Origin of the sequence: Arachidicoccus terrestris (genome assembly GCF_020042345.1) — a bacterium.
GTDB lineage: Bacteria > Bacteroidota > Bacteroidia > Chitinophagales > Chitinophagaceae > Arachidicoccus > Arachidicoccus terrestris.
The window spans coordinates 3,800,310-3,821,141 of record NZ_CP083387.1 but is presented as its reverse complement, the minus strand read 5'-3'; the positions used below and the strand labels follow the sequence as shown (position 1 = coordinate 3,821,141).

Annotated in this window: 15 protein-coding genes and 1 other RNA gene; 4 read left to right on the top strand and 12 right to left on the bottom strand. The window is 43.3% G+C overall.

Going from position 1 to position 20,832, the window contains the following annotated elements; translation table 11 throughout:
* Positions 1–15: 15 nt before the first annotated feature.
* The 4 genes from K9M52_RS14890 to nirB form a co-directional block, all read right to left on the bottom strand.
* The gene (locus K9M52_RS14890) at positions 16–1,503 is read right to left on the bottom strand and encodes a rubredoxin (RefSeq protein ID WP_224069225.1); all 1,488 of its coding nucleotides are present in this window, start codon (positions 1,501–1,503) and stop codon (positions 16–18) included.
* Between the two features lie 43 nt (positions 1,504–1,546).
* Complete coding sequence (locus K9M52_RS14885) at positions 1,547–5,047, bottom strand: nitrate reductase (protein ID WP_224069224.1); 3,501 nt, start codon at positions 5,045–5,047, stop codon at positions 1,547–1,549.
* 125 nt (positions 5,048–5,172) lie between these two features.
* The gene (nirD, locus tag K9M52_RS14880; RefSeq protein WP_224069223.1) at positions 5,173–5,586 is read right to left on the bottom strand and encodes a nitrite reductase small subunit NirD; all 414 of its coding nucleotides are present in this window, start codon (positions 5,584–5,586) and stop codon (positions 5,173–5,175) included.
* Positions 5,587–5,612: 26 nt separating this feature from the next.
* A complete protein-coding gene (nirB, locus tag K9M52_RS14875) occupies positions 5,613–8,135 on the bottom strand; it encodes a nitrite reductase large subunit NirB (protein WP_224069222.1) in 2,523 nt (840 codons plus the stop codon).
* Positions 8,136–8,297: 162 nt separating this feature from the next.
* Between nirB and cobA the strand changes: the two genes are divergently transcribed.
* Complete coding sequence (cobA, locus tag K9M52_RS14870) at positions 8,298–9,053, top strand: uroporphyrinogen-III C-methyltransferase (protein ID WP_224069221.1); 756 nt, start codon at positions 8,298–8,300, stop codon at positions 9,051–9,053.
* A 155-nt stretch (positions 9,054–9,208) separates the two neighbouring features.
* Here cobA and K9M52_RS14865 read toward each other — a convergent pair whose 3' ends face one another.
* Together K9M52_RS14865 and ssrA are read right to left on the bottom strand one after the other, a co-directional pair.
* On the bottom strand, positions 9,209–9,583 hold the full coding sequence (locus tag K9M52_RS14865; protein ID WP_224071871.1) for a BRO-N domain-containing protein: 375 nt from the start codon (positions 9,581–9,583) through the stop codon (positions 9,209–9,211).
* A 322-nt stretch (positions 9,584–9,905) separates the two neighbouring features.
* Positions 9,906–10,284, bottom strand: a transfer-messenger RNA (tmRNA) gene (gene ssrA, locus K9M52_RS14860).
* A 176-nt stretch (positions 10,285–10,460) separates the two neighbouring features.
* On the opposite strand from ssrA, the gene K9M52_RS14855 reads away from it, so the two are divergent.
* Both K9M52_RS14855 and K9M52_RS14850 read left to right on the top strand, forming a co-directional pair.
* Complete coding sequence (locus tag K9M52_RS14855) at positions 10,461–11,342, top strand: transglutaminase-like domain-containing protein (RefSeq protein ID WP_224069220.1); 882 nt, start codon at positions 10,461–10,463, stop codon at positions 11,340–11,342.
* Between the two features lie 57 nt (positions 11,343–11,399).
* Positions 11,400–11,795: an SET domain-containing protein gene (locus K9M52_RS14850; RefSeq protein WP_224069219.1), complete on the top strand. Its 396-nt coding sequence runs from the start codon at positions 11,400–11,402 to the stop codon at positions 11,793–11,795.
* A gap of 37 nt (positions 11,796–11,832) precedes the next feature.
* On the opposite strand, the gene K9M52_RS14845 is transcribed toward K9M52_RS14850, so the two are convergent.
* From K9M52_RS14845 to K9M52_RS14830, 4 genes are all read right to left on the bottom strand, one after another.
* On the bottom strand, positions 11,833–12,561 hold the full coding sequence (locus K9M52_RS14845; RefSeq protein ID WP_224069218.1) for a class I SAM-dependent methyltransferase: 729 nt from the start codon (positions 12,559–12,561) through the stop codon (positions 11,833–11,835).
* A gap of 130 nt (positions 12,562–12,691) precedes the next feature.
* Positions 12,692–13,996, bottom strand: a complete 1,305-nt coding sequence (locus tag K9M52_RS14840; RefSeq protein WP_224069217.1) for an MFS transporter — start codon at positions 13,994–13,996, stop codon at positions 12,692–12,694.
* Positions 13,997–14,007: 11 nt separating this feature from the next.
* Positions 14,008–14,805 carry an undecaprenyl-diphosphate phosphatase gene (locus K9M52_RS14835; RefSeq protein WP_224069216.1) on the bottom strand — a complete coding sequence of 266 codons (798 nt, stop codon included), beginning with the start codon at positions 14,803–14,805 and terminating at the stop codon, positions 14,008–14,010.
* Positions 14,806–14,853: 48 nt separating this feature from the next.
* Entirely contained in the window at positions 14,854–16,749 is a 1,896-nt protein-coding gene (locus K9M52_RS14830) for a DNA polymerase III subunit gamma/tau (protein WP_224069215.1), read from the bottom strand.
* A 230-nt stretch (positions 16,750–16,979) separates the two neighbouring features.
* Between K9M52_RS14830 and pgi the strand changes: the two genes are divergently transcribed.
* Positions 16,980–18,635, top strand: a complete 1,656-nt coding sequence (gene pgi, locus K9M52_RS14825) for a glucose-6-phosphate isomerase (RefSeq protein ID WP_224069214.1) — start codon at positions 16,980–16,982, stop codon at positions 18,633–18,635.
* Positions 18,636–18,719: 84 nt separating this feature from the next.
* Here the strand turns inward: pgi and K9M52_RS14820 are convergent, their stop codons facing one another.
* Both K9M52_RS14820 and K9M52_RS14815 read right to left on the bottom strand, forming a co-directional pair.
* Positions 18,720–18,923 carry a dodecin family protein gene (locus K9M52_RS14820; RefSeq protein WP_224069213.1) on the bottom strand — a complete coding sequence of 68 codons (204 nt, stop codon included), beginning with the start codon at positions 18,921–18,923 and terminating at the stop codon, positions 18,720–18,722.
* Positions 18,924–19,084: 161 nt separating this feature from the next.
* Positions 19,085–20,815, bottom strand: coding sequence for a RagB/SusD family nutrient uptake outer membrane protein (locus K9M52_RS14815; RefSeq protein WP_224069212.1), 1,731 nt, complete (start codon positions 20,813–20,815; stop codon positions 19,085–19,087).
* Positions 20,816–20,832 lie beyond the last annotated feature (17 nt).

Below are 20,832 nucleotides of genomic sequence, written 5' to 3'. Positions count from 1 at the left end.
TCTGCCAGTTTAATCCTATCCATCAATATATTGCAATACACCGAGATGTACAGGATTAAATGCGGGTTTTTCCGCGCCACAGACCGAACAGCAATAATTGCTGGGCAACTGCTCCCAGTCCGTTCCCGGAGGAATTCCGACCGCTGCATCCCCCTGTTCCGGGTCATAGGCACTTAAACATACATTACATTGATAGACTTCTTTTTGTGCCTTTACATCCTCAGTTTCCTTTGACGTATTATTTCCCGACTGGACGGGCTGATCTTCACCAGTTCTGCTGTAGAACTCCTTACATAAGGAAACTAGATAGATTCCAATAAATTCCTTTTTGACGTCTTCCCTGAAGAGGACCCAGTGCTGTGTATTGGGGTTAAAATCTGCCGTATGGAGAATATCATACCTATCCAGGGACTTTAACCTGTGCGGATTGCGGACTACTTTTTTCTTAATCAATACCGAGGCAAATAATGTTGAATGCGATTTTATCTGTACGCCAAAGCAGAGCCCGTAAGTTCTCACATCTTCCTTATCAAAATGTCGTATCACCGCCCTTTTTATACTGAGTCCCTCCTCCGACTGGTCTTCTATCTGCCAGTTCAGTTCATTGGCTGCATGACGGACATTGACCCTGTATTTACCCAAGATCCTATCCCAGCGTGGTCGGCTGCCAGGGTCAATATCCTTAATGATTAGGCTCTTCCAGGGCGTTGTATACATTTCCGCAATTTTTGATTGCTGGCAAAGTTCACAGATCTCCCTTAAAAACGCCAGATCAAAATATTCATCCCGGCGATAGATCCCCAGCCAATAGCTGTTATCCATTTTATTAAACCCTTCATAGTAAGGAAGGTAAAACCTCGCCGTATGCTCCATATTTTCTTCAGGTACATAAATGTAACTGATACTGTCTAATTTCCGGCGAAGCAATTTCTTAAAAAAAACACAGTCCCCACCCGTTATAAGTGCAGGGTCCATTAAAACTTCTTCTATCGCCCTAGACACCGAAGCTATATTGTTGGTATAGATCCACTCAGGCCAGTAAAACACAGCTCCTGAATTCGGCAGTCGCAATGCCAGTCTCCAGTAATGCGGCTTTTCAGTCGTGATCCAATTAATATGTCCTGTATACAAGGGAACAAAACTCTGGTTGAATTCAACAATATTCACCTTAAAGCGTATAGGCGTTTCAAACTGATCAAAAACGTCTTTATACACCCCTTCTCTAAGCCAACTATCTTCCTGATTAAAATGAATGACAGGATAAGCACTCATAATACCCGGGCTGGCCAGATGCCGCTCTTCTATCATAATCCCCCTGGTCAGGCATGTTTTTTCAAATGCAGCCTGATAGCTTTGCTTTATATCGATAAGCAACTGTTGCCTTAAGCCCAACCGCAATTGCTTTACGCCCGCTGTTGCTGCCACTGCCAGGATATCTGCCAGGAATCCTGGTGAGACAATCCCTCCTTTAAAAGAAACACTATATGTTTTTGCCTTCTGCATAATGTAAAATTTATTCCCTGATGTTGCTACCTACCCGAACACGCTAGACCAATGATGTCGTCAGGGTTCTGTCCAGGATGGCCTGCACTTCTGAACGGCAGCTTCCGCATCCCTGCCCCGCTCCTGACGCCTGAAAAAGCGCCTTAAGATCCAGGTATCCATCTTTAATTTTATTCATAATATTACCCTCTCCTACATTACCACAGGAACAGACAATCTTACCGAGTACCGGTTCCGCCGGTTTACCGCTCCTGAGCAGTTGCAATCGTTTTTCAGAGAGCTCCGTTTTATTTTCGATCAAGCTTTTAAATTCCAGGAACTCAGTTTTATCACCGATCAGAATCGCTCCGACTAACCTATCCTGATGGACAATGCACTTTTTATAATATCTTTTAGAGCGGTCAATAAAGATCACTTCTTCAAAGGAAGTGTCTCCCTTCGGAGCATCTGCAATGCCAACCGAACACACCTGGATACCGTGTACTTTCAGTAAATTCATGGGCAGCGACCCTTCATAATAATGGGCGATATCCCCATGAAGATAACTGGCTACAATACTCGCCTGCTGTTCAGCTGCCGCAGTAATACCATAAAGCCTACCATTGTGTTCTGCGATCTCGCCCAGGGCAAAAATATCAGGTGCACTGGTTTCTAAATAAGCATTCACCACGACACCTCTCTTGCAGGTTAATCCTGCCAGCTGTGCCAACTCTATATTGGGGCGGGTACCTATAGCCATGACTACCGCCTGGCAGGTGATGCTGTTACCGCTTTTAAGCCGGAGGCCTGTTAATTTCTCATCCCCCACAAATCGGTCCACTTCTTCGTTGAACAATACCTCAATTCCCCGTTCCACTAGTTCCTCATGCAGTAACTGACAACCCAGCGTATCCAGTTGGCGGTCCATCAATTTAGAAGAGCGTTGCAGAATCAGTGCAGGAACACCTATTTCCATTAATGAACCAGCCAGTTCAATACCCAATAGACCACCGCCAATAATCACGACCTTTCCCGCTTTGCGATCCAGATAGCGCAAAAAACCATCTGCATCCCCGCGGGTTCTCATGGCAAAAATGCCCCGCATTTTAGGGGTATCTTTTAATATAAAAGGCCTGCTCCCGGTAGCAAGGATCAGGATATCATAGATATGCCAATTGCCGCGATCATCTTGTATCCTTTTTCCCGCCTTGTCAATATTTACAATACTGATGCCTCTATGCAGCTGTATCCGGTAATCGGTTTCTTCTGCCTCCGTCATTTTGACAATCTGTTCCCAATGCTGTGCTCCGCTGATATAATCAGGCAGCATGACGCGATTATAAAATGGCTGATCTTCCTTGCTGAACACTTCGATATCATCATATGCATTGAGCTCCCGGTAACGCTTCACAAAACCATAGGCAGCAGCACCGGCACCAACGATCAGGATCCGCTGACGGGGCTTGACATATCTGCTGACCTGAACGGCCGCATACTTAAAATCCGGTTGCCTGGAAACTTTATCCAGTAAACAATGTGTAATATTATTTGCCCGGTTTAGGTCATTGCCCAGTATCTTTCCCCAATGCATTGGCAAAAACACGACACCACTTTTGATATCAGGCGTGATTTTAGCCTTTACACGAACAATGCCCCTGGCCCCGGACACCTCCACAAGCATTCCTTCCTCTATGCCCCTTTGCCGTGCATCCTCTGGATGCATCTCCAAAAAAGAACGGTCAATATGTTGTTTGAGCTTATTCACTTTCCCGGTTTTGCTCATGGTATGCCACTGATCTCTGATCCTGCCTGTTGTCAGGATCAGGGGTAATTTATCAGACAGCGCCTCCGATTCGTTCAGATCAGCCGGTCCGTAAAGCATTGCTTTCCCTGATTTTGTATAAAATTGACCATCCGCAAATAAACGGGGGGTATGCTGGCTGACCGGGTCTTTAGGATAAGGCCACTGGACAGATCTTTTAGCTTTTAAAATGCTGTAGTCCAATCCGCTGATATCCATATTTGTACCTGCAGTCAGCCTGCAGTGCTCTAAAAAGATCGCTTCATTACTTTCAAAATCAAATCCGTGAAACCCCATTCTTCTAGCAAAATCACAAAGTATCTCGGCATCGGGCCTGGCTTCCCCTGGCGGTTCGGTGATCTGGCTCAGATATGTAATTCTTCGCTCAGCATTTGTCATGGAGCCTTCCTTCTCTGCCCATGCGGCGGCAGGTAATATCAGATCAGCATAATGCAAAGTCTCGGGTTGGTTACTGATCTCCTGCACGACAACAAAAGCGGCCTTTGATAAGGCGGATTCCGCTTTACGGACATCAGGCAGGCTGACGAGTGGATTGGTTCCCATGATCCAGATAGCTTTTAATGTCCCGGTTTCCAGCGCCTCAAACATCTCTGTTGCAGTAAGCCCCGGTGATTCCTTAATAGGTTTTCCGTTCCAGAACTGTTGCACGTACAACCTGTCTGCCTCGCTGGATAGCAGCCGATGCGCCGGCAATATATTCGCGAGTCCGCCTACCTCCCTACCCCCCATGGCATTGGGCTGTCCGGTGAGAGAAAAAGGACCGCAACCAGGTCGGCCGATCCTGCCAGTAATCAGGTTCAGATTGATCAGCGAAAGATTCTTGTCCACACCCCTTACGCTCTGATTGAGCCCCATAGTCCACATGGTGATCAGCCCTTTGGCCTCCGCGATCATGGCGGCGGTTGCATAGATATCTTCAACGGCAACGGCGCAAATGGCGGCCGCCTCCTCCACAGAGCGCTCCATCACTTTTTTTTGAAGATCTTCAAATCCTTCCGTATGTCTATGGATAAAACCCCAGTCTATATTTCCGTTTTCGATCAGGATTCTTGCCAGCGCATGGTGGAGTGTAATATCTGTTCCGGGCGTTATTTGAAGATGTATATCCGCCAAGGCACAGCTTTGTGTTTTTCTGGGATCACTGACGATAATCTTAAGATTGGGATTAGCTGCTTTTGCCGCCTCTACCCTGCGCCAGACGATCGGATGACACCATGCAGGATTAGCTCCTGCTACCAAAATTAAGTCGGTCTCTTCAATATCATCGTAGCAAACAGGTACACTATCTTCACCCAGACTCATTTTATAGGCAGCCACGGCACTGCTCATGCAGAGTCTTGAATTCGTATCAATATTATTACAGCCTATAAAACCTTTAACCAGTTTGTTGACAATATAGTATTCTTCGGTCAGGCACTGGCCGGAGGCATAAAAGGCGACACTTTCAGGACCATATTTCTTAATGATTGCACTGAATGTTCTGGCGGCTCTTTCCAAGGCCGTCTCCCAGCTTACCCTTTTTCTGGGCATTTGTTTATGATAACGCATTTCAGGGTACAGCAGGCGATCCGTCTTGTCCATTACCGTATAATGAAGGTTCATACCTTTGCTACAAAGCATCCCCCGGTTTACGGGGTGCTCTTTATCTCCTTCTACCTGAAGCGCACCATTTCTGTCTTTATGGACAGTAATGCCACACCCCACACCACAGTAACAGCATGTTGTTTTATAACTTACCGGCATACCCTACCTATTTTACATTGTCTTCAGGACTAGTAAATGGCTGCCGACAGCAGCCAGATCTTTACACGACTCATATTTCAACCACTTAGACGGATGCAGTGGAAAACTGCTTTAGCTCAGAGGACCTAAGAGGCGCATTCCAGGTATTCTCCACTCGCATCTATATCCTGTCGGATCGGATCCTTGCCTATATACACATTGCCCGCCTCAACCTTCACGGGATATACCTTTATCTGATAATGCTCACCGCTCAGACATTTACCTGAAAGCAACGAAAAACTTTTCTTATGGAAAGGGCAGGCCACCTTCGGCTCCTGCATTTCACCGGCTGATCCCGTCATTCCACGGCTAAGCGCCATCTGACGGCGATGTGGACAAAGGTTCTCAGTCGCATACCAACTATCCGTTCTTGCGAAATGAAATAGGGCAATCTGTTCAGTTCCGCGCTTCACGCAAACACCGCCATTTCGTGGCACATCCCCTACCTGACAGGCAAAAAACCAAGGGGTTGAGCTAGGTGTCATCTCTGTATTATTCATGTTATTTAGTTTAAAAGATTAAAAAACTACTGCCACTCCGCGACTCTTTTTTGATCACGCATGGCAACAAACTCAATCGTTGGATCTCTCTCTTCAGGTGCATTGACAAAATGAGAGAAGCGTTTGCGGATTACAGGATCCTCTATTGCGGCTTTCCATTCACATTCGTAGTGTTCCAGAATAGCCTGCATTTCAGCTTCCCACTCAAGCCCTTTTCCAAGACAATCTTCAACCACTACTTTGCGCAGATAATCAATCCCTCCTTCCAGTTTATTCAGCCATGTGGCAGTCCGGGTCAATGGGTCCGCAGTTTTAATATAATACATCAAAAAACGGTCTATATAACGAATACAGGTGTCGCTATCCAGGTCCTGTGCTAATAGCAAGGCATGTTGCGGCTTACTGCCACCGTTACCACATACATATAAATTCCATCCCTTCTCTGTTGCAATAATGCCGAAATCCTTGCTCTGAGCTTCCGCACATTCCCGAATGCACCCTGACACCGCAGACTTGATCTTATGAGGAGTCCTAAGTCCTTTATACCGGTTTTCGATCTTGATTGCAAAGCTTACGCTATCATGCAACCCGAAGCGGCACCAGGTACTGCCGACGCAACTCTTCACTGTTCTAAGCGATTTTCCATAAGCATGTCCGCTCTCAAACCCCGCATCAATCAACTCTTTCCAGATAAGCGGTAAATCACTCAGATGGGCACCAAACATATCAATGCGTTGTCCGCCCGTGATTTTCGTATATAGATTGTATTTTTTGGCTACAGTCCCAATAGTCAGTAATTTATCAGGAGTGATCTCTCCGCCGGGGATCCGCGGTACAACAGAATAAGATCCTCCTTTCTGAATATTGGCTAAAAAGCGGTCATTGCTGTCCTGAGCGGTGTCATTGTTCTGGCGCAGGATCATTTCATTTGAAATACTGGCAATCAGCGAACTGACAACAGGCTTACAGACCTCGCAGCCATCGCCTTTACCATGTTTTTCCAACACTTCGTCATATGCACGCAAATGTTCCAGTTTAATCAGATCATAGAGCTGCTGGCGGGTATATGTAAAATGTTCACAGATTTCCATGTGAATCGCCTTTCCCTGTGCTTTTAATGTAATGGCTGCCAGATCTTTCAGCATTGGAACACAACCTCCGCAACCGGTGCCCGCCTTCGTACATTTTTTTATCTCATCTACAGATTCATGCCCATCATTTACAGCCTGGCAAATATCCGCTTTAGTGACGCCTTCACAGCTACAGATTAAGGCCCCGTCGGGTAATCCCTCTAAGCCCATGCCCGCCGGTTTATCTCCTTTCTGTTCTGAAAACACCAGGCTTTCAAGCGCATTGGGCAGTAGCATATTATTTTTATAATACTGTAATAAGTTGTTATACTGAGAAGCTTCTCCCACCATAACACCTCCCAACAGATACTTTCCGTCTAGAGAAATATTCAGCCGTTTATAAATACCATTGACTTTATCTTCATAGATCACATGCTGTGCTTTGTCAGCCGTTAAAAACGGATCACCAAAACTAGCCACATCCACACCGATCAATTTTAGCTTTGTACTCATGTCAAAGCCTGTAAAAAGTCTTTGCTTTTTTTCGCCATCTAAATGATGCATAATAATATGCGTGACGGCCACTTCAGCCATATCATACCCGGGCGCCACTAATCCATAGATCATACCACCATGAGCAGCGCATTCTCCAATCGCATAAATAGCAGGATCTTCAGTGCGCATTGTATCATCCACAACAATACCTCCTCGGGTGCCGGTCGGTAGACCTGCGTCCCTTGCTAGTTCATCTCTGGCGTTGATTCCCGTAGAAATGACCAACATATCCACAGAAAGCTCGCTTTCATCCACAAATTGAATACCCGTAATCCTGTCCTTACCCAATACCTGATAAGTATGCTTTCTGGTATGCACTCTCAGCCCTAAAGCAGATAATTTACTACGAAGTACAGCCCCTCCGGTATCATCCAGTTGACGAGGCATCAATTTCGGTGCAAATTCTATCACATAAGTCTTTTCAATCCCGATATCTACCATTGCCTTGGCGGCTTCCAATCCTAATAACCCGCCGCCCAGGACAGCTGCTTTTTTAACACCCGCAGCATAACCCACGATCTTATCCAGATCATCTATGGTTCGGTATACAAAAACGCCTGTTTTCTCCACACCATGAATGGGTGGCACCATAGCCGCTGAACCCGTTGCCATAACCAGAATATCATATGTCAACTCCAGTCCTTTTTCGGTGACAACTGTTTTAGCAGTCCGGTCTATCTTGCGGGCAGGATCTCCTAAATGGAGATCAATTCCATGGCTCTCATACCATGCTTCAGACGCGAGCGTTAACTCCGCTGCAGAGGTGCCGTTAATATAGGAGGTCAAATGCACTCTGTCATATGCTGGGCGAGACTCTTCCCCAAAAACAGTCATATGATAACTCCCTTTTACTGCTTTAGCTACTAGTTTTTCACAAAACTTATAACCCACCATGCCGTTCCCAATGACAATTATTTTTTTCATAAATTATATTAAATTTATTTCAATATATTATATTTTTATAAACTTTATCAAAATTTGAACTATATATCTATAATTTTGGTGTAAATTTATAAATATAATTTTATTTTTACCGATAAAGTAGATTTTTTAAATACATTTAATTTTTTATAATTTATATAAATCATGCAACATTCTACTTTGACATTACTTGGTGCGGGACCAGGGGCACCTGATCTAATTACACTTAGGGGAATAAACGCCTTAAAAACAGCTGACCTCGTGTTATATGACGCATTAGTCGATCCGTCCTTATTACATTATTGCAATTCTTCATGTGTCAAACAATATGTAGGCAAAAGAGCTGGACAGCACTCCTATTCGCAACAGGAAATTTGCGAAATCATCATTCGTTCGTCCAATCACTATAAGCACATTATTCGCCTAAAAGGTGGAGACGCTTTTGTATTCGGAAGAGCAACAGAAGAAATCGAGGCAGCAAAATCCGCAGGTATGAATATAGAGGTGATACAAGGTATTTCCAGTGCCCTGGCAGTACCAGCTGCAGCGATGATACCACTCACATCCAGAGGCGTCAGTCAGAGTTTCTGGGTTATTACCGGAACTACCCGGAGCGGGCAATTCGCTAATGATCTGTATTTAGCAGCGCAATCAACTGCTACCATAGTATTATTAATGGCAATGAATCACCTGCATGAAATCATGGAAATCTTTATCCGACACGGAAAACAAAGTACACCAGTGGCCATTATACAAGAAGGCTGCACGCCACGTCAAAAAATAATAACGGGTCAGGTAAACAATATTGCTGATCTGGCCAGAATAAAAGGATTGTCCAATCCTGCGATAATAGTTGTCGGAAAAGTCGTTTTAAATCAGCGGCAGATTGCTTCTGTCATTGATCTTAAGGATGCTGTTTAAGGATTCGAAATTAAAATAGATATAAACAAAAAAACAGGCGCTCTGATCATTCAATTAAGTTGAATGATCAGAGCGCCTGTTTTTCAAGGTCATTTGCGACACACTCTGAATAATGTCGTTTTGAATTTTATTCTTTTTGCCACCTTACGCAGATGTTAAAGAATATCAGTGGCTCTGTCGATGGTTATTTCTGGATCCTGCATCTCGTCCAAACGTTCATTGGCTAATTGTGCCAACCAAACTTTAAAAGGTTCTGCTTTAGGTGAGGGAATTGACTGGATCAATCTGAATATCTGTTCCGTGTCGGCGACATCAGTTGATCTCATTTTACCGTCAGGTGCGATCATTTTCAACTGTCCGATTTTTTCGGACAGTTCACCCCCTTCTTTTTTTGGGCTTGCTTTTAGGTCATTCCAATACTTCCGAGGTCGGTCCGTTCCTGTTAATACCTCAATTACATCAATAACCGAAATATACCAAAGTTCTTGTTCCTCATCCCAATGTGTACGAACCTTCTTTTGCTCAAATATTTGTATAACGTTTTCCTTTTCATATCTGCCTTTACAAGTAAAGTAAAGAATAATTCACCTATATCACTTTCTGACTTTAACGTCAACTCTTCTGAAAATAGTTACATTATTTTGTTGCCAACTAATTTTCTGGAGGAAATTTACAAAAAAACTATGGAGGTATAGCTCATTACCGCCATATTATCGCGTTCTTCTTCCTTGCCCCCTGCACTTCCCCGGTGTGATGGCCTCAGCCGCACGTCAACGCTGAGCCTCCTTCGGATCGAACCCGAGGATCCTCTCCCTCCTAACAAAAAAAGACATCCTTTTCAAGATGTCTTTTTTGTGGAGCTGAGGAGAGTCGAACTCCTGTCCAAACGCCGCTACCATAAGCTTTCTACATGCTTAGCTCTTTATTACTTGTCGGGAAAAGGCAGGAAAAGAGCCAACCAACCTATTCCTTAGCTGAATAAATCTTTTGCCCCCTGCACAGCCTAAGGGAGCAGCATCCTGTATTTGATTTTGAGTCGGCGGCGGAACCTGGTAACAGGACAACCTGTTCAACGCGGCCCAAATGGGTGTCTAATTAACTAATTAGGCAGCCATAGCAAACTGTCTGTTGCCATTTGAATGTTGAGTATTCAGATTTAAGCGCTAATTACACAACGCGCTGCATGCTTACACTTACCGCTACTAGCGCTGTCAAAACCAAATACAGCCCCATAACATATAAAAAATGTAATCTATACGGACTCAAAGAACTACTGCAAAGATACGTTTTTTTTTAAACAATGACGTTTGCGTTTAAGCTTATACAATTATTAACACCGGTGGATTAATTTGTTTTTAATTAAGCAATTTTTTGCTTTGTTTTGTCCTAATCATTTTCACAAACAGCATGCATTTAAACGCAGAGCTTAGCGCCTTATTTACATTAATAGATGATCCGGATGAAGAAATATTTCACCTGATCTCTAAGAGAATAGTGACTTATGGCAGAGAGGTCATTCCCTGCCTGGAGGATCTCTGTGAGGTAACTGAAGATGACAAGACACAACATCGCATCAATGAGATTATCCGACAGGTACATTTTGACAGCCTGATCAGTGAAATTCAGTTATGGAATGCAGAAAGTACGCATGACCTGCTAACGGGCAGTCATCTGATCGCCAGCTATTCTTATCCCAACCTTTCGCTGGACTGCCTAAGGCAAAATGTTAGCCTGCTTAAACGGGATATCTGGCTGGAGACCAATAACTTTTTAACGTCCTTGGAAACAGCTAAGCTGGTTTCCAAGATCTTATTCCAATTTCAGAAAATTCAGAGTGAACGCAATAATTATCAGCATTTAGAGCATTTCTGTCTGCACTCTATATTGGAAAAGAAGAAAGGTAATGCCCTTTCCACAGGCATCCTGTATCAGCATTTATGTGAAGCGCTGGAAATCCCCATTCAGTTAATCGCCGTGCCCGACCAGCATATATTGGCCTGTTTTCAACGAGGGTTCATAGAAGCTCCAGTCAACCAGCCATTTCAGGCACAGATCCTCTTTTATATTGATGCAACCAACGGAAAACTGTTCAGCCAATATGATTTAGATAAATATTTTGACCAGTATCATATTCCTAAAAAAGATATTTACTTTAAGCCCCTGACCCATCAGAAGATCATCAGCAACATGGCAACTGAAGTTGGGAAATGTTATTTGTCAACACGAGAACTTGACCGAAAAAATGATCTGGACAAAATTGCTTCACTTTTGACGCAGGGTCAAAATTAATTGCATTTTGACAATTTAAGCTGTAATTTTACTTGCACATAAATTATTACAGCAAACATGATCATGCCCTATCTCACGATTGCCCATAGTGGCAATAAAGGCAGAGGAGTCTTTACCTCTGAGACCATTGCAAAAGATCAGATAATCGAGATTTCGCCGGTTGTCGTATTATCCGCTAAAGATCGCAAGCATATTGAAAAAACAGAACTATTCAATTACATTTTTGAGTGGGGAAAATCTCGTAAGAAAGCAGCTGTTGCACTGGGTTACGTATCCGTCTACAATCATAGTTATAATTCGAATTGTGTCTATGAGATGGATTTTGACGACAAAACCATCACCATTAAAACGGTTAGGCCCATTGCTAAAGGTGAAGAGCTTTCGATAAATTATAACGCAGATCCGGATGACCCAACGGAAGTGTGGTTCCATCACATGATTGAGCACCAATAGTCGAACAGCATAATTATCCGATCCTCTAATCCGCAAGTTAATCAGGCCAGGAAACTTTTATCACAGTTAATGCGGGAAAAGTACTGAAGATATAAGTCCCCACCTTCTCAACCCGGTATCCCAGATCATGAAAGTTTTTGCTATAGGCAGCTGTATATTTAAAGTCAGATATAATAGCGACACCATCTGGCTTTAGCACTCTTGCAATCTCCTGGCAGGCTTTCTGGCGTTGTTCATGAGAAGCTATATTATGCAAACAGAGATTGCTAATTATGAGGTCGAAATGCCTGTCCGGGAAATCAGTTTTAACGATATCACCATCTATCACCACCAACTTATCAACAACGCCTTCGAGGCGGGCATTTGTCAACAGAGCATCTCTGGTATTTTCAGCCAAATCCTGTCGACGCCAGATGTCTATGGCTGTTACTTTCCCGTCCGAAAGTCTTTTAGCAGCACCTATTGCCAAAAGCCCTCTGCCCGCCCCCACATCCAATACCTGTTCATGACCCGAAAAAGAATAAAGCGCCAGCATCCTGTCCCGATGTTTCAATTTACCATATTTACTATACCAGATCATCAGTAACGCCTCAATAATGAGGAAAATGCCGGTATAAACCATGGCTCCGTCTACATACAAAATCCAGGTTCCAGCATCGAATCTTGGTAGTACAAATATCGCTAACACGTAAAGAATAATCCCGATAACAATTAGATTACGAATCACACCGGGTGCATCAATACCATATTGTGCTTTATGCGCCATTTAGAAAAATGATTTTGCAGTGATAAATGCAGCTTTTCCGTTACCAGTGTCTCAAATGATGGTAATGAATAGCTATGACAATTTAAGCCATTTTAGCGAAACAAAGAAAAGTAATCATTTGTTTGCAGCGCTAATCTTTGTAAGGGTATGCTTTTCTAAGTGTCCCTAATGCTACCAATCCAATGAGAAAAAATATGGCCAGAGCCAACGTCGAATACCGCATACTACCGGTAAGCTGTTGGATAAGTCCGAAGCTAAAGGTTCCCAATACAATAGCAACCTTTTCAGTAACATCATAAAGGCTAAAATATGAAGCAGTATCATTGGTGGCAGGCATCAATTTCGAATAAGTAGATCGGCTGAGTGCCTGTATCCCTCCCATGACAATGCCTACCAGTGTGGCAACAACATAATACCCCATTGCGGTCTGGATAAAATAAGCCATGACGCATATAAATATCCAGACCAACACAACAAATGACAAGACCTTTATGTTGCCAAACCTACCGGACAGCCAAGCCATCATCTGCGCCCCACCTATCGCAACCAGTTGTATGACCAGTATGCAGCCGATCAATTGTGTGGCTTTCAAACCGAGCTCCTGTCGACCAAATAAAGTGGCGGCCAGCATCACCGTTTGCACGCCCATGCTGTAAAAGAAAAACGCGATGAGATAACGCTTGAGCACAGGCATCTTCCTGACCTCCGAAAGCACTTTTTTCAATTCCCGGAGTCCGTTATTCCATAGGGTAACATTTTTACCGGCAGCTGGATTTTTACCCGGCAAAGCCTTAAAAGTAATTTGCGCAAAACCCAACCACCAAAGGCCCACCAGTAAAAAGGAAAGCCGCGCTGCCAATCCGTCAGATATCCCGAACGGTTTGATGAGCACTAGTGCAAAACAGACAATCTGCAGCAATACACTACCAACATATCCGTAGGCAAAGCCCCTGGCACTGACTTTATCCTGCAATTCTATCGGCGCAATCTCTGGTAGATAGGCATTATAAAACACCAGAGATCCGCAATAGCCGATCGCGGCTATGATACACGCCCCCAGCCCGAGTACCAAACGTTCCCTAGTAAAAAAATATAAAAGGCAACAGGCTAAAGCGCCTAGATAACAAAAAAACTGAAGAAACCTTTTCTTATTCCCCCGGCCGTCCGCAATAGACGAAAGAACGGGTGATAAAAAGGCAATTACCAGATAGGCGGCAGCAATCACATAATTATATAGCGCTCCACTCTCTACATGCCAGCCCAAAAAATCAATCTGACGACTGATGACTGTTCCATTCACGTCTTTAACAGCGGTTAACGCATCATAATACACGGGAAAAATCGTGGAAGTAATTACTAAATTATAGGCGCTATTGGCCCAGTCGTACATGGCCCAGCCCCGGACCACTTTCTTCGAAGGTGCAGTTACTTCCATGCGTTCATTTTTTATACCATCTGCAGGCTATGGCCGGAAAAAATCAGAACCAGAATTACCAATCCAACAATAATACGATAGATCCCAAACGCCTTAAAACCGTGTCTGGTTACAAATCCGATAAAGGACTTAATCGCAATAATGGCAACAATAAACCCAACAAGGTTCCCCACGCCCAGCAACCCCCATTGATGCGCACTCACCTCAAAGCCGGCTTTGTAAAAGTCATAAAGCTTTTTAGCAGTAGCTCCAAACATCGTTGGCACCGCTAAAAAGAAGGAAAATTCTGCCGCAGCTTTCTTCGTCATCTTTTGTTGCATTCCGCCAATGATGCTAGCGGCACTTCTGCTGACGCCTGGTATCATCGCCAGGCATTGCCAGATACCGACCTTAAATGCGCTTCTATACGGTACTTGATCCGCATCATCCAGTTTAGGATGCTTAAAGAGCTTTTCAATAAACAGTAAGAAAATACCACCCAGTAGTAAACAAACAGCGACAATGGTCACATTACCGAGGAACCTTTCAATCTGTTCATTAAATAGGAGTCCCAAAACAACAGCGGGAATAAAGGCTACAAACAATTTATAATAAAAATCCAGAGATTTAAAAAAGCGTTTAAAATACAATACCACTACTGATAATATGGTCCCCAACTGAATCGCAACATTAAAAAGCTGTACAAACTGATCTCCCGGATCGATTCCCAATAAAGCGCTGCCAATGATTAAATGCCCGGTAGATGAAACTGGTAAGAATTCGGTCAACCCTTCAATAATTCCAAGAATAACGGCCTGTAGATAATCCATATAAGATGAACGTTAAAGTAAATAATAAACGGGGATCCCGTTTGTTTTTTAATAATCTAAATTAAGTTTTAACTGATTTTTGAGCGCCAGCAATGCCCCGTTTTTCTGCACCATAGCATCAAAGCGTTCTCTGCTGCTGGGGGGCAACTTTACCTCCATTGCACTTGGTGGCACATAAAGTGTAAACGTCAGCAACCGATTTTTAAAATGCTTCTGCAGATAATCGAGAAGTATCATTTTTTCATGTTCAATGATCTTTTTCTGCGTCACCGCCTGTACTTCGATCTGGAAGAGTTCATCAGATTGAATGGTTAGTATCGCTGCATTAAAAGTATTAGACGCAGAATGTTTACCTTGAGCCAACAGACTGTCCGCAAATTCATCCCAAAGAGGTTGGAGTTTTTCCATTGTTAACGGTTCTGGATTTTCAACCTCCTTAACCTCATATTCTCTTCCAACTTTCGCCTTAATAGCATCCAGCAAGTTCTTTTTGGAGGGCCTGGTAAGGGTATTGCCGGTACTGCCTTCTAACTTGTGTTCAAGGGGTCTTGGTTCTGTTGGCGCCATTACCTGATCCTGGCGCCGTATGTCAGCTTCTGTTCGTGTGTCGGGAGTAGTCGTTATTTTTTCAGGTGCGGCAGGCCTGGGCCGTAACGGCGGTTCTATGTGTAATGAAGACCCGTTATCCGGGGAACTTTTTTGAGCGGTGGGTTTTGCAATTTCAACCGATGCGGCCGCTTTTTTTGTGCCGGCTCCAAAGCCTGCGATTACTCGTTCCCTATAAGCTATAGGGCCATCAATCTGCTTTTTTTTTACGACCTTCCCTTGGTCTTCCACAGCCAACTCAATGGCTTGTTGCAGGAAATTAAGTTTAATCAGCGCCATCTCTACATGGAGTCTTTTGTTACGGGCCATTTTATATTCAACCTCTGCCTGATTGAGTATATTAAGAGCACTGATCAAAAAGGAAGGAGCTACCTTTGAGGCCATTTCCTGGTATTTCGGCTGCAGTGCCTCGACGACATCCAGTAAACTCAATGCTTTAGGTTGCTGACATACCAATAGGTTCCTGATAAAACCAGCAAATCCGTTAAGAACAAGATCTCCCTCAAACCCTTTTTTATTAATCTGATCATAGAGCAGTAATGCGCCTGCCATATCCTGGATGACCAGACTGTCTAATAGTTGAAAATAATATTCATCATCCAGTATATTGAGATGTTCCAGTGTGTTCTGATAGGTCACTTCTCCATTGGTAAAACTGACTATTTTATCCAGAATGCTCAGGGAGTCACGCATACAACCGTCACTTTTTTGAGCAATCAGCTGAAGCGCAGCCTTCTCCGTGTCAATATGTTCCTTGGTGGCAATATCTTGCAGATGCCCAACTGTATCCTGGTTGGTGATTCTCTTAAAATCAAAAATCTGACACCTACTTAGGATGGTGGGCAGAATCTTATGTTTTTCTGTTGTTGCCAGAATGAAAATAGCATAAGAAGGAGGCTCTTCCAAAGTCTTCAAAAAGGCGTTGAAAGCACTGGAACTCAGCATGTGAACCTCATCCACAATATAAACTTTGTATTTACCGGCCTGAGGTGCAAATCGCACCTGTTCTACAAGAGCACGGATATCATCTACCGAGTTATTGCTGGCCGCATCCAGTTCGTGTATATTAAGTGAGGTACCTTCATTAAAGCGTTTACAGGATGGGCACACGTCACATGCCTCTCCACTAGACTGGAGATTTTCGCAATTAATAGTCTTGGCCAAAATACGGGCACAAGTGGTCTTTCCGACGCCTCTCGGACCGCAAAACAAAAACGCATGTGCCAACTGACCGTTTTTGATGGCATTTTTAAGTGTTGTTGTTATATGTCCCTGACCGACAACTGTATCGAAAGTCTGAGGACGGTATTTTCTGGCTGATACTACAAAATTATCCATATGTGATGCAAGATAATCATTTAGGCAATTTATGGAGACAATTCCGCTGACTGGACAGGCTAATGTGGATAAATTTTACCTCATAAGGAATGACAAGTCAGCATTTAAAATCTTATACTATATTATCATTATACACTATATGATAAATTTAAGCCCGGAATTATAGATTTTGGGGGTATTTTTGTCAACATTAATTCATATTCTATCAACTAATAAATATAATCATTGTCATGCTACCGAAAATTAACCCAACGACTACACAGGCTTGGATTTTGCTGAAAAAACATTATCAGGAAGAAATGGGTCAGACGCAAATGAAAAACCTTTTTGCCAAAGATGCGGGTCGTTTTGATAGGTTCTCCCTAAATTTTAACAATATTCTATTCGACTATTCAAAGAACATTATCACCGATAAGACGATTAGCCTCCTGATGGCTCTCGCGGATGAGTGTCAGTTAAAGTCAGCCATCGAATCCATGTTTTCCGGAGACAAGATCAATGAAACGGAAAACAGATCCGTTTTACATACGGCACTTCGAAATTTTTCCGGCCAGCCCGTATTGAGTGACGGCAAAGATGTAATGGGGGACGTTCACCGCGTATTGGATCAAATGAAGGCATTTGCAGAGAAAATTCATAGCGGTGCATGGACAGGCTATAGCGGTAAAAAAATAAAATACATTGTCAATATTGGTATCGGTGGCAGTGACCTCGGCCCTGTAATGGTAACGGAAGCGCTTAAACCATACTGGATTGAAGGCATTCAGCCTTATTTCGTCAGCAATGTAGATGGCACACAGATTGCTGAAACCCTGAAAAAGATCAGCCCGGAGGAAACCTTATTCTTAATCGCCTCTAAGACTTTTACTACGCAAGAGACCATGACCAATGCCCATACGGCCAGAGAATGGTTCCTACAATCCGCCGGCGATGAAAAAGCAGTAGCCAAGCATTTCGTGGCACTTTCGACCAATGAAACCGAAGTAAAAAAATTTGGTATCGATCCCGCCAATATGTTTGAATTCTGGGACTGGGTAGGTGGCCGCTACTCTTTGTGGAGTGCCATCGGACTCTCCATTGTGTTAAGTATTGGCTATAACAATTTTGAACAACTCTTAAAAGGGGCATACAAAACAGATGAGCATTTTAAAACAGCCCCGTTTAAAGAAAATATTCCGGTGATCATGGGGCTGATAGGTCTTTGGTATACGAATTTTTTCGGCACCCAGACAGAAGCAATTTTACCATATGATCAATACCTGCACCGATTCAGCGCCTATTTCCAGCAAGGCAATATGGAAAGTAATGGTAAAAGCGTTGATAGAAAAGGGGACGAGGTGTCCTATAGTACAGGCCCTGTCATATGGGGCGAACCCGGCACTAATGGCCAGCACGCCTTCTATCAATTGATTCATCAGGGGACCGTGATCATTCCGGCGGATTTTATTGCGCCTGCTATTAGTCACAATCCACTGGGAGACCATCACCCTAAACTCCTCAGTAATTTCTTTGCTCAAACGGAAGCCCTAATGAATGGGAAATCCGAGGAAACCGTCATAGAAGAATTAAAAACTCAGGGAAAATCAGCAGAAGAGATCAAAAAAATCGCACCATTTAAAGTCTTTGAAGGCAATCGCCCCACTAATTCCATTCTGGTTAAAGAAATCACCCCAGAAACTTTAGGCAGCCTGATCGCCTTATACGAACATAAGATCTTTGTCCAAGGTGTAATCTGGAACATTTTCAGCTTTGACCAGTGGGGTGTTGAATTAGGTAAGCAGCTCGCGGGGAAAATCCTGCCAGAGCTTAAAGGCGATGAATCCGTTTCAGCGCATGACAGTTCTACTAATGGCCTGATCAACGCCTATAAAAAGCTTAGGAAATAACACTACTTAGGATACAGAAATACAATAAAAGCCTATTTGTCTTTAAAATCAAATAGGCTTTTATTTTGTCAGTAAATGCACTTGTTAGTTCTCTACCGTAAATGAGATCTTCAGATTCACCCTGTATTCTGAAATCTTATTATCCGTTACAACAGCACTTTGCTCTTTCACATAAACGGAACGGATACCTTTTAGTGTTTTGGAGGCTTCCGCAACTGCCTGAGCTGCGGCATCTTCCCAACCAATAGGTGAACTAGCCATCACTTCAATAACTTTTAATACTGCCATGATATTTTTCTTTAAAGGTTAAAACAAAACACAATATAAGTTTTTTTCTGCAAATTTCCTTCATTTAGGAGGCCGCTTGCTGCAATAGCTTTAACAAAAGAGCCCCGCAGGCCGAGGCCAAGGAGCTCCTTTATAAATGGTCTTTTTTATGGTTGGCCGCTTTAGTAGCCTGGGTTTTGTTTTAGTGATGATCCGGAAGCGTTCAGGACATTAATGCCGATGGGGAAAATTTCCGTATGATCGTCTGCATCAGGCTTTTTATCCCACCATGTTCCTGAATTAAAAACACCCCAGCGAATCATATCGGTCCTTCTTCTGCCTTCAACCAGAAACTCACGTCCCCATTCATCCAGCATTTCCTGGTCGGTCAATTGGCTGCCATCCGTTTTATAAAGACTATTGGAGCCTTCAGGATAATTGCGCTTTCTAACGGCATTTAATAAGACAGCGGCTCCGGCCTTATCGCCAGCCCGGTATTTGCACTCAGCCAGTGAGTAGTAGATTTCTGCTAACCTGATCTCCGCATATGCAGATGTAATTCTATGATCATCACCGTCTGGATAGAAAGGATACTTAACAGCGAATACGCCGGAATTATGATCAGCATGATTCATGTCAGATTCTTTATCGGCAATCTTTGTTCCAGGTTTTGCATCCAGAAACATTCCTACCTGGTCCCTGATGAACAAAGGATAGGGACCTTTATTACCTCGGACGGTATCCTGGTCACCATCACTATTAATATATGGTAAATAACCATATAAGAACATACCTTCTCTCTTGCTACCTCCTAAATTCTTATAGACCTTCAGCCGGTAGTCATCCTTGTATTTCTGAAACTTCACAAAAGGTTTGCCTAACTTAAATGAATACTCGACACTATCAACATCTCTACCTGGTTGTAAGGCAAACTTGGGATTCGCATCACCAAAATCCGAAAATCCAAAATATCTGGGAGCCTGGTAAGTAACACACCAAAAATACATACCCCCATCATACTGCCAGTGCGTCTGATTTAAGCTGCCGGGAAAACCATAAATTGTCTCCGGCGAAGTGGTATTTGTGTAGTCAAAAGGTGCATCCCATCTCGTTTCCAGTTCATAATGCCCATATTTTCCATCTAAAATATCCTGGCAGACTTTAGCACATTCACTATACTTATCTTCACCGATGTAAACCTTCGCATTCAAATACAATCGTACCAACAGTGCCGCGGCTCCCGCTTTCGTCCACCTGCCAATCGCGTTGTTAATACCCAAGTCTTCTACAGTTGGTAAATCGGGAATCGCATTCAGTAGCTCCTTTTCTATAAAATTAAAAGTTTCTTTAGGTGTAGATTGCGTCATAGGTCCTGTGTTGTCACCAATTGAATCTACGATGATGATATTTCTGTAAAAATCAAATGCCCGAAGATGAAACCATGCCCGTAAAGTATGCAGCTCAGCTTTAAGGTCTTTCAAATCCTTTTCCTCCATACCCATTGCTACCGGATCCACTTTATTTAATACTTCAAGAGAATTGGTCGCAAGCGCGATACCTTGGTAGAAGGCATTCCAGGCGTCGCTGGTATACCCATCATTTGGTGTCCAGGTATGATAATGAACCCTTTGATATTGTGCACCATCAAACCAGTCTCCTTGTCTGTTAGGCGTCATTAGCTCATCAGAGCTATTTTCCTGTAACATAAACGTGCTACCGCCCTGAATACTCCAGTAAGCATGCTCAAATGGGCGTAAAAAGCTGCGGATCACGTCATTTTTATTGCTGGGAAAATCCTCTCCTTTAATTCGGTCATAGACCTTTTCATCCAATTTGGTACAACTTGAGTACACTCCCAGCATCAATGCCAACGTCCCAAAGAGTGTATACTTTATCCAATATTTATACTGCATAATTTTTGTTTTAACTG

Coding starts and splice junctions, on each gene's coding strand:
- pgi (WP_224069214.1), top strand. CDS start 16,980: ATGCTACCGAAAATTAACCCAACGACTACACAGGCTTGGATTTTGCTG.
- K9M52_RS14890 (WP_224069225.1), bottom strand. CDS start 1,503: ATGCAGAAGGCAAAAACATATAGTGTTTCTTTTAAAGGAGGGATTGTC.
- K9M52_RS14885 (WP_224069224.1), bottom strand. CDS start 5,047: ATGCCGGTAAGTTATAAAACAACATGCTGTTACTGTGGTGTGGGGTGT.
- nirB (WP_224069222.1), bottom strand. CDS start 8,135: ATGAAAAAAATAATTGTCATTGGGAACGGCATGGTGGGTTATAAGTTT.
- K9M52_RS14815 (WP_224069212.1), bottom strand. CDS start 20,815: ATGCAGTATAAATATTGGATAAAGTATACACTCTTTGGGACGTTGGCA.
- cobA (WP_224069221.1), top strand. CDS start 8,298: ATGCAACATTCTACTTTGACATTACTTGGTGCGGGACCAGGGGCACCT.
- K9M52_RS14855 (WP_224069220.1), top strand. CDS start 10,461: ATGCATTTAAACGCAGAGCTTAGCGCCTTATTTACATTAATAGATGAT.
- nirD (WP_224069223.1), bottom strand. CDS start 5,586: ATGAATAATACAGAGATGACACCTAGCTCAACCCCTTGGTTTTTTGCC.
- K9M52_RS14845 (WP_224069218.1), bottom strand. CDS start 12,561: ATGGCGCATAAAGCACAATATGGTATTGATGCACCCGGTGTGATTCGT.
- K9M52_RS14850 (WP_224069219.1), top strand. CDS start 11,400: ATGATCATGCCCTATCTCACGATTGCCCATAGTGGCAATAAAGGCAGA.
- K9M52_RS14840 (WP_224069217.1), bottom strand. CDS start 13,996: ATGGAAGTAACTGCACCTTCGAAGAAAGTGGTCCGGGGCTGGGCCATG.
- K9M52_RS14835 (WP_224069216.1), bottom strand. CDS start 14,805: ATGGATTATCTACAGGCCGTTATTCTTGGAATTATTGAAGGGTTGACC.
- K9M52_RS14830 (WP_224069215.1), bottom strand. CDS start 16,749: ATGGATAATTTTGTAGTATCAGCCAGAAAATACCGTCCTCAGACTTTC.
- K9M52_RS14820 (WP_224069213.1), bottom strand. CDS start 18,923: ATGGCAGTATTAAAAGTTATTGAAGTGATGGCTAGTTCACCTATTGGT.